The organism is Kitasatospora sp. NPDC059646 (assembly GCF_042734615.1).
GTDB lineage: Bacteria > Actinomycetota > Actinomycetes > Streptomycetales > Streptomycetaceae > Kitasatospora.
The window spans coordinates 83,751-91,897 of the sequence record NZ_JBHWDS010000028.1; the positions used below are offsets into that span (position 1 = coordinate 83,751).

Annotated in this window: 8 protein-coding genes; 4 read left to right on the forward strand and 4 right to left on the reverse strand. The window is 71.8% G+C overall.

Translation table 11 applies throughout. The annotated features are described in order from the left end of the window. Positions 1-347 precede the first annotated feature (347 nt). The 3 genes from ACFV1L_RS20905 to ACFV1L_RS20915 all read left to right on the forward strand — a co-directional run bounded on the left by ACFV1L_RS20905 (position 348) and on the right by ACFV1L_RS20915 (position 2,820). Positions 348-1,013 (forward strand): TerB family tellurite resistance protein, encoded by a 666-nt coding sequence (locus ACFV1L_RS20905; protein WP_380367833.1) that lies wholly within the window; start codon positions 348-350, stop codon positions 1,011-1,013. Positions 1,014-1,237: 224 nt separating this feature from the next. Continuing rightward, positions 1,238-1,984 carry a DNA repair protein RecO gene (gene recO / locus ACFV1L_RS20910; protein WP_380367835.1) on the forward strand — a complete coding sequence of 249 codons (747 nt, stop codon included), beginning with the start codon at positions 1,238-1,240 and terminating at the stop codon, positions 1,982-1,984. 2 nt (positions 1,985-1,986) lie between these two features. Next, positions 1,987-2,820 (forward strand): isoprenyl transferase, encoded by an 834-nt coding sequence (locus ACFV1L_RS20915; protein WP_380367837.1) that lies wholly within the window; start codon positions 1,987-1,989, stop codon positions 2,818-2,820. A 157-nt stretch (positions 2,821-2,977) separates the two neighbouring features. Here the strand turns inward: ACFV1L_RS20915 and ACFV1L_RS20920 are convergent, their stop codons facing one another. The 4 genes from ACFV1L_RS20920 to ACFV1L_RS20935 form a co-directional block, all read right to left on the reverse strand. Continuing rightward, the gene (locus tag ACFV1L_RS20920; protein ID WP_380367839.1) at positions 2,978-3,400 is read right to left on the reverse strand and encodes a Fur family transcriptional regulator; all 423 of its coding nucleotides are present in this window, start codon (positions 3,398-3,400) and stop codon (positions 2,978-2,980) included. A gap of 35 nt (positions 3,401-3,435) precedes the next feature. Continuing rightward, positions 3,436-4,374 carry a metal ABC transporter permease gene (locus ACFV1L_RS20925; RefSeq protein ID WP_380367853.1) on the reverse strand — a complete coding sequence of 313 codons (939 nt, stop codon included), beginning with the start codon at positions 4,372-4,374 and terminating at the stop codon, positions 3,436-3,438. Beyond that, positions 4,374-5,201, reverse strand: a complete 828-nt coding sequence (locus ACFV1L_RS20930; RefSeq protein WP_380367841.1) for a metal ABC transporter ATP-binding protein — start codon at positions 5,199-5,201, stop codon at positions 4,374-4,376. The genes ACFV1L_RS20925 and ACFV1L_RS20930 overlap by 1 nt, the downstream gene beginning before the upstream one ends. A 151-nt stretch (positions 5,202-5,352) precedes the next feature. Beyond that, a complete protein-coding gene (locus ACFV1L_RS20935) occupies positions 5,353-6,333 on the reverse strand; it encodes a metal ABC transporter substrate-binding protein (protein WP_380367842.1) in 981 nt (326 codons plus the stop codon). A 353-nt stretch (positions 6,334-6,686) separates the two neighbouring features. On the opposite strand from ACFV1L_RS20935, the gene ACFV1L_RS20940 reads away from it, so the two are divergent. Continuing rightward, a complete protein-coding gene (locus ACFV1L_RS20940; RefSeq protein WP_380367844.1) occupies positions 6,687-8,069 on the forward strand; it encodes a glycine--tRNA ligase in 1,383 nt (460 codons plus the stop codon). The last annotated feature ends 78 nt before the right edge of the window (positions 8,070-8,147 follow it).

Genomic DNA, 8,147 nt, shown 5'->3' on the forward strand with positions numbered 1-8,147 from the left:
CCGTGTTCAGCGCCTTCAACGGGGCCGCCCGGCGGGAATGACCCGCAGTGGGCCCACCGCCCGGGCGGGCACTGCGGGGGGGTGGGCCGGGGCGTCCGGCGATGTGCGCCCGGGGCGCTCGCGGGCCGCTGCTGACGTACCGTCAAGTAAGGTTCGAGGCCATGCCCGTGGGGTGTGTCCCCGGTCACAAATTTTCCCCTCGGCACCCGTTCAGGGTGCTGACACGGGCCGGTAACCGTGGCAACATCGACGGACCGGAACCGGGGTCGGTGGGACGACCACGGCGTCCGGTCGCGTGACCTGCCCATTGATGCGCAGGCCGCCTGCCATGTCTGGGGAGTGGCGCCGTGACAGGGTTGTGGGGTGTCCGCCCTCGCTGGCGGACGGATGTCCTCGGTGAATTCTTCTGCCCGGGCTGCGGCGGAGACCGCAACTACCGCCGGCAGCACGGCCGGCGGTGGCTGCGGTTGCTCGGCACCCCGGTCCTGCCGTTCGGCGGCGTGGTCCGCTGCGTCCAGTGCACCTCCTGCCGCGGCCGCCACAGCACCGACACGCTGGACCAGCTCACCTCGGTCCGGCTCGGCGCGATGCTCCGCGACGCGCAGTACACCGTCGCCCTCGCCGCGCTCGCCGCCGGCGGCACCGGCAGCCGCAGCGGACGCGAAGCCGCCTGCACCGTCATCAGGGAGGCCGGCTTCGACGACTGCGGCGAGGCCCAGGTGCTGGCCTCGCTCGCCGCCCTCTCCGGACACACCAGCGGCGAACCCCTCGACGTGGACGTCGAGGGCGGCGGCCTGGCCGTCGAACTGCACGCCGCCCTCGAACCGCTCGCCCCGCACCTGCTCGTCCAGGGCCGCGAACGGCTGCTCACCCTCGGCGCGATGGTCGCCCTCGCCGACGGGCGCTACCTCCCGCAGGAGCGGGCCGCGCTCGCCGTGGTCGGCCGCTGCCTCGCCCTCACCACCGCGCAGGTCGACCGGCTGCTGGAGGCGGCCACCCGCGCCACGCACTGACGACCCTCCCCGAACCGGGCCCGAACTCCCCCCTCCCGGGCCCGCCGTGACCCGCACCGCACGGGTGAAAGCCCCCACAACCCCGGTGCGGGCTCTCGGCTGCGCGCCGCGCCCCGGCCGCGGCCCGCCCTCCGGGCCGTGTGCTCCGGCTAGGCCTCCGGCGCCCGCCCGCCGGGCCGTCGTCCGCCGCGCTGTCGGTGCGGTACGGGACAATGGGAACCACCATGAGTCTCTTCCGCGACGACGGCATCGTGCTCCGCACCCAGAAGCTCGGCGAGGCCGACCGGATCATCACCTTCCTGACCCGCCAGCACGGCAAGGTCCGGGCGGTGGCGCGCGGCGTGCGCCGGACCAAGTCGAAGTTCGGCGCGCGCCTCGAACCGTTCTCGCACGTCGACATCCAGTTCTTCAGCCGGGGCAGCGAACTCGTCGGCCGCAGCCTGCCGTTGTGCACCCAGGTGGAGACCATCGCCCCCTACGGCGCCCGGATCGTCGACGACTACACCCGCTACACCGCCGGCACCGCGATGCTGGAGACCGCCGAACGCTTCGCCGAGAACGAGGGCCAACCCGCCGTCCAGCAGTACCTGCTGCTGGTCGGCGGCCTGCGCACGCTGGCCGGCGGCACCCACCAGTCGCACCTGGTGCTGGACGCCTTCCTGCTGCGCTCGCTGGCCGTCAACGGCTACGGCGCGAGCTTCACCGACTGCGCCCGCTGCGGACTGCCCGGCCCCAACCGGTTCTTCTCCCTCCAGGCCGGCGGCGTGCTGTGCGGCGACTGCCGGGTCCCCGGAAGTGCCGTACCCTCCCCTGAGACACTGGTACTGCTCGGCGCGCTGCTGTCCGGCGACTGGCAGACCGCCGACGCCTGCGAACCGCGGTACTGGCGCGAGGGCAGCGGGCTGGTGGCCGCCTACCTGCAGTGGCACCTGGAGCGGGGCATCCGCTCGATGAGATACGTGGAGAAGTGAACATGGTCGCGCGACGGCTCTTCGGCAGCAAGCAGCGGACGTACGAAGCCCCCGCCCCGCACCCCAGCGGCGCGAAGCCGCCGAAGATCCCCGGCGAGCTGGTCCCGAACCACGTCGCGGTGGTCATGGACGGCAACGGCCGCTGGGCCAAGGAGCGCGGCCTGCCCCGCACCGAGGGCCACAAGGTCGGCGAGGGCGTCGTCCTCGACGTGCTGCGCGGCTGCCTGGAGCTCGGCGTCAAGAACCTGTCGCTGTACGCCTTCTCCACCGAGAACTGGAAGCGCTCCCCGGAGGAAGTGAAGTTCCTGATGAACTTCAACCGGGACGTGATCCGCCGCCGCCGCGACGAGATGGACGCCATGGGCATCCGGATCCGCTGGGTCGGCCGGATGCCGAAGATGTGGAAGAGCGTCGTCCAGGAACTCCAGGTCGCCCAGGAGCAGACCAAGAACAACGACGCCATGACGCTGTACTTCTGCGTCAACTACGGCGGCCGGGCCGAGATCGCCGACGCCGCCCTGGCCATCGCCCGCGACGTCGCCGCCGGGAAGCTCAACCCGGAGAAGGTCAACGAGAAACTGTTCGCGAAGTACCTCTACTACCCCGACATGCCGGACGTGGACCTCTTCCTGCGCCCCAGCGGCGAGCAGCGCACCTCCAACTTCCTCGCCTGGCAGTCCGCGTACGCCGAGCTGGTCTTCCAGGACGTGCTCTGGCCGGACTTCGACCGCCGCGACCTGTGGCGCGCCTGCGAGCAGTACGCCCGCCGCGACCGCCGCTTCGGCGGGGCCGTCCCCAACGACCAGGCCACCGCCGAGGTGCCGCCGCAGCGCTGACGGAACCGTCCCGTAGTCCGGTACGACGGCGGGCGTCGACGCGACCGTCCCGTACGACGGGCGGGCGTCGACGCGACCGTCCCGTACGACAGCGAGGGCCCGGATCGGACTGTCTCCGATCCGGGCCCTCGGCGTCGGCCTCCGCGAACCTCCGGCGCTACTGGGGCGGCAGGCGCTTGGCGGCGCACTCGCCGCAGGTGCCGAAGATCTCCAGGGTGTGCGCGATGTCGCTGAAACCGTGCTCCGCGGCGACGGCGTTGGCCCAGCGCTCGACCGCCGGCCCCTCGACCTCCACGGTCGCCCCGCAGTGCCGGCACACCAGGTGGTGGTGGTGTCCGCTGCTGCACCGGCGGTAGACGGCCTCGCCCTCGGCGGTGCGCAGCACGTCCACCTCACCGGCCTCGGCGAGGGACTGGAGCGTCCGGTACACGGTGGTCAGACCCACCGAGTCGCCCCGGTGCTTGAGCATGTCGTGCAGTTCCTGCGCGCTGCGGAAATCCTCGACCTCGTCCAGGACCGCCGAGACGGCGGTTCGCTGCCGAGTCGATCGAGCGCGCGGCGACGGGCCTGCGGTGGTCACCGTGGGTCCTCCTGCTGATCGGGTGGTATCGCACATCATTGTGCCAGCCCCCGACTTGACAGCGTCTCCCCCGAGCGCGGCGCCCCGGCCTCCGGCGCGCCGCCGCCCTGGTCGGGCAGCGCCACGTCGCACACCACCGGGCCGTGGTCGGCCGCGGGCCGGTGCCGGCGCCGGGCCAGCGGTGCGGCGACCGCGCTGAACAGGGCGAACGCCAGGATGGCCAGGATCACGATGGTCGGACCGGACGGCAGGTCGGCCTGGTAGGAGGTGCCGACGCCGAGCAGGGCCGCCGTCACGCCGACGCCCACCGCAGCGGCCTGGGTGGCCGCGAAGGAACGCGTCAACTGCTGGGCCGCCGCGACCGGAACCACCATCAGCGCGCTGACCAGCAGCAGGCCGACCACCCGCATGGCGACGGTCACGGTGACCGCGGCCATCACCGCGAGCAGCAGGTTGATCACCCGCACCGGCAGACCGGTGACCCGGGCGAACTCCTCGTCCTGGCAGACCGCGAAGAGCTGGCGGCGCAGACCCACGGTGACCGCGACGACGACCAGCGCCAGGGCGCCGATCACCGCCAGGTCGCCGGGGGAGACGGTGAGGATCGAACCCCACAGGTAGCTCTCCAGGCTGCCGGAACCGGCCTGGCTGCTCATCGAGACCAGCAACTTGCCGCCGGCCATGCCGCCGTAGAACAGCATCGCCAGCGCGATGTCGCCGCGCTGGTTGCCGCGGGCGCGGACCAGCTCCATCACGATCGAGCCGAGCACGCAGACCAGCACGGCCATCCAGACCGGGTTGGCCTGGAACAGGAAGCCGAGGCCGACACCGGTCAGTGCCACGTGCCCGATGCCGTCGCCCATCAGCGCCTGGCGGCGCTGCACCAGGTAGATGCCGACCGAGGGCGCGGTGATGCCGACCAGCACTGCGGCGAGGAACGCCCGCTGCATGAAGTCGGGTTGGAACATCTCGATCATGCCAGCAGCCCCTGGGTGGTGCGGTGGTGGTGGTCGTCGGCGTGCGGGTGGACGTGGTCGTGGCCGGGCAGCGCGTGCTGGCCGACGCCCCGCGGCGGCGGGCCGTCGTGGGCGACGCAGCCGTCGCGCAGCACCACGGCCCGGTCGATCAGCGGCTCCAGCGGCCCGAGTTCGTGCAGCACCAGGAGCACCGCGCAGCCGCGCTCCACCTCGGTGCGCAGGATGTCGGCGAGCACCTGCTGGCTGTCCACGTCCACGCCGGCCATCGGCTCGTCCATGATCAGCAGGTCGGGCCGGCCGACCAGCGCGCGGGCGATCAGCACCCGCTGGTGCTGGCCGCCGGACAGGTCGGCCACGCCGTCGGCGGCCCGGTCCTGCATGCCGACGGCGGCCAGCGCCCGGTCCACCGCCTCGCGGTCCTTGCGCCGGAACGGCAGCAGGCCGTGCTGCGGCAGCCGCCCGGTGGAGACCACCTCGCGCACCGTCGCCGGCACCCCGCCGGCCGCGGTGGTGCGCTGCGGCACGTAGCCGAGCCGGTGCCAGGCCCGGAACTTCCGCAGCGGCCGGCCGAACAGCTCCAGGCTGCCCTGCTCCAGCGGCACCGATCCGATCACGCTCTTCACGGTGGTGGACTTGCCGGAGCCGTTGGCGCCCAGCAGCGCCACCACTTCGCCGGGCCGGACGGTGAGGTCGACGCCGCGCAGCACCGGCCGACCGCCGACGGTGGCGACCGCGCCCCGGAGGCTGACGACCGCCGGCTCCGCGTCCTCACCGGAGGACGGCTGCAGCCGGTCGGAGTCTGCCGTGGAGATGACAGCGCTCATGGTGGGTTCCTCGCTCGGCTCGCGCCGGTTGGTCGGGGTCGGTCGGGTTCGTCGGGGTGGTGGGGTCGGTCGGGTTCGTCGGGGTGGTGGGGTCGGTCGGGTTCGCCGGGGCGGCCGGGTGCGCCGGACCGGATCCGGCGGGGCGGGAGGCTCAGCTCGCGCCGAGGGCGGCCTTCAGGTTGTCGAGGTTCTGCCGCATGACGGAGAGGTAGTCGTGTTCGGCCGGCTCCTTGATCCCTTCCAGCGGGTCGAGCACGGCGGTCTTCAGGCCGAGGTCGCCGGCCACGGTGTTGGCCAGCTTGGGACTGACCAGGGCCTCGAAGAAGACGGTGGTGGCGCCGTTCTCCTTGGCGGCGCGCTGGATCGCGGCCAGCCGGGACGGGGTGGGCTCGGCCTCCGGGTCGACGCCGCTGATCGCCACCTGGTTCAGGCCGTAGTGGTCGGCGAGGTAGCCGAACGCGGCGTGGCTGGTGATGAACGTCCTGGTTTTGACGTTCTGCAGGCCGTCCCGGAACTCCTGGTCCAGGGTGGCGAGTTGGGCGACCAGGGCGTCGGTGTTGCGCTGGTAGTCGGCGGCATTGGCCGGGTCCGCCTCGGCGAGTTCGGTGCCGACGGTCCTGGCGACCGCCGCGTACCGGGTCGGGTCCAGCCAGATGTGCGGGTCGCCGGCGGCGTCGGTGTGCTCGTGGTCGTGCTCGGCACCGTCGGCCTCGGCGGCGTGGTCCTCGTGCTCGGCGGTGCCCTCGTCCAGGTGGTGGTCCACCAGGGGGGAGGCGGCGGTGGCGTCCACCACGTGCTTGGCGTGGGTCATCGCGACGGCCTTGTCCACCGTCGGCTGCAGGCCCTTGAGGTAGATCACCGCGTCGGCGCGCTGCACCGCCGCGACCTGCTTGGCCGTCAGTTCGAGGTCGTGCGGCTCCACTCCGGCGGCCGTCAGGTCGGTGACCTTGACGTGCTCCCCGCCGATCTGTCGGGCCAGGAACTCCATCGGGTAGAACGACGCCACCACGTCCAGCTTTCCGCCGTCCTTGCCCGCCGCGCTGCTGGTGCCGCCGCAGGCGGAGAGCAGGAGTGCGCCGACCGTGGCCGTGGCGGCGAGAGCTATCGAGGTCGACAGGCGGCGAATCTTCATGACAACCATTCTCATCTTATGTGGAAATGATTGTCAACTTGCGTTCGGGGGGACGGGGGTCACACTGCGGCCGGCGCGACCCCCCGCGAGCCTCCCGCGACGGCCCCGCGCGCCCTTGTCCCTCTCCTTCCGGTGCCGCTGTTCCGCGGGGGAGTCGGGCCGGCCGCCCCGCGGGGGAGTTGCGCCAACACGCCGGAACACGCACGACTGTTCATTCCTGGTACCGCTTCCCGGCCGCCCGCCCGTGCCACTATCGAGTTGAATCCCGCCCCCGCATCCCCGGTACCCTGAGTTTCTTCGGGCGCGCGCAACCAGCCGCGCCCTGACCGTGCCGTCGTACTGAAGAGAGCACTGTGGCCGCCGACAAGATCGACACGATCGTCAGCCTGAGCAAGCGCCGTGGCTTCGTCTACCCCTGCAGCGAGATCTACGGCGGTACTCGCGCCGCCTGGGACTACGGTCCGCTGGGAGTCGAGCTCAAGGAGAACATCAAGCGCCAGTGGTGGCGTGCGATGGTCACCGCTCGGGAGGATGTCGTCGGTCTCGACTCCTCGGTGATCCTCGCCCGTGAGGTCTGGGAGGCGTCCGGCCACGTCGCGACCTTCAACGACCCGCTGACCGAGTGCCTCTCCTGCCACAAGCGCTTCCGCGCCGACCACCTGGAAGAGGCCTACGAGGCCAAGCACGGCAAGCTCCCGGCCAACGGCCTCGCCGACATCAACTGCCCGAACTGCGGCAACAAGGGCGCCTTCACGGAGCCCAAGGAGTTCTCGGGCATGCTGAAGACGCACCTCGGCGTCACCGAGGACGCGTCCGGCCTGGCCTACCTCCGCCCGGAGACCGCGCAGGGCATCTTCACCAACTTCCGTGCGGTGCAGACCACTTCGCGCAAGAAGCCGCCGTTCGGCATCGCCCAGGTCGGCAAGAGCTTCCGCAACGAGATCACGCCCGGCAACTTCATCTTCCGCACCCGCGAGTTCGAGCAGATGGAGATGGAGTTCTTCGTCAAGCCCGGCGAGGACGAGACCTGGCACGAGTACTGGCTCGAGCAGCGCTGGAACTGGTACGTCGACCTCGGCCTGCGCACCGAGAACATGCGCTTCTTCGAGCACCCCAAGGAGAAGCTGTCCCACTACGCCAAGCGCACGGTGGACATCGAGTACCGCTTCAACTTCGGCGGCAGCGAGTTCTCCGAGCTGGAGGGCGTGGCCAACCGCACCGACTACGACCTGACGGTGCACAGCGAGGCCTCCGGCCAGGACCTGAAGTACTTCGACCAGGACGCCAACGAGCGGTACTTCCCGTACGTCATCGAGCCCGCGGCCGGCCTCAACCGCGCCATGCTGGCCTTCCTGCTCGACGCCTACTTCGAGGACGAGGCGCCGAACGCCAAGGGCGTCATGGAGAAGCGCGTCGGCATGCGGCTCGACCCGCGCCTGGCCCCGGTCAAGGTCGCGGTGCTCCCGCTGTCCCGCAATGCCGACCTCTCCCCGAAGGCCCGCGGCCTCGCCGCCGACCTGCGGTCCGCCTGGAACGTCGAGTTCGACGACGCCGGCGCGATCGGCAAGCGCTACCGCCGCCAGGACGAGATCGGCACGCCGTTCTGCGTCACCGTCGACTTCGACACCCTCGAGGACAACGCGGTGACCGTCCGCGACCGCGACACCATGGCGCAGGAGCGCGTGTCGCTCGACCAGGTGAAGTCCTACCTGGGCGCCCGCCTGATCGGCTGCTGACGCCGCATCACCCGCCGGGCCCCACTGGGCCCGCCGGCTGAGCACCACCCCCCCCGGCTCCCGGTCCGCGAACCCGAG

Excerpts from the sequence above, each read along its gene's own strand:
- recO (WP_380367835.1), top strand. The coding sequence starts at position 1,238 with ATGAGTCTCTTCCGCGACGACGGCATCGTGCTCCGCACCCAGAAGCTC.
- ACFV1L_RS20915 (WP_380367837.1), top strand. The coding sequence starts at position 1,987 with ATGGTCGCGCGACGGCTCTTCGGCAGCAAGCAGCGGACGTACGAAGCC.
- ACFV1L_RS20930 (WP_380367841.1), bottom strand. The coding sequence starts at position 5,201 with ATGAGCGCTGTCATCTCCACGGCAGACTCCGACCGGCTGCAGCCGTCC.
- ACFV1L_RS20935 (WP_380367842.1), bottom strand. The coding sequence starts at position 6,333 with ATGAAGATTCGCCGCCTGTCGACCTCGATAGCTCTCGCCGCCACGGCC.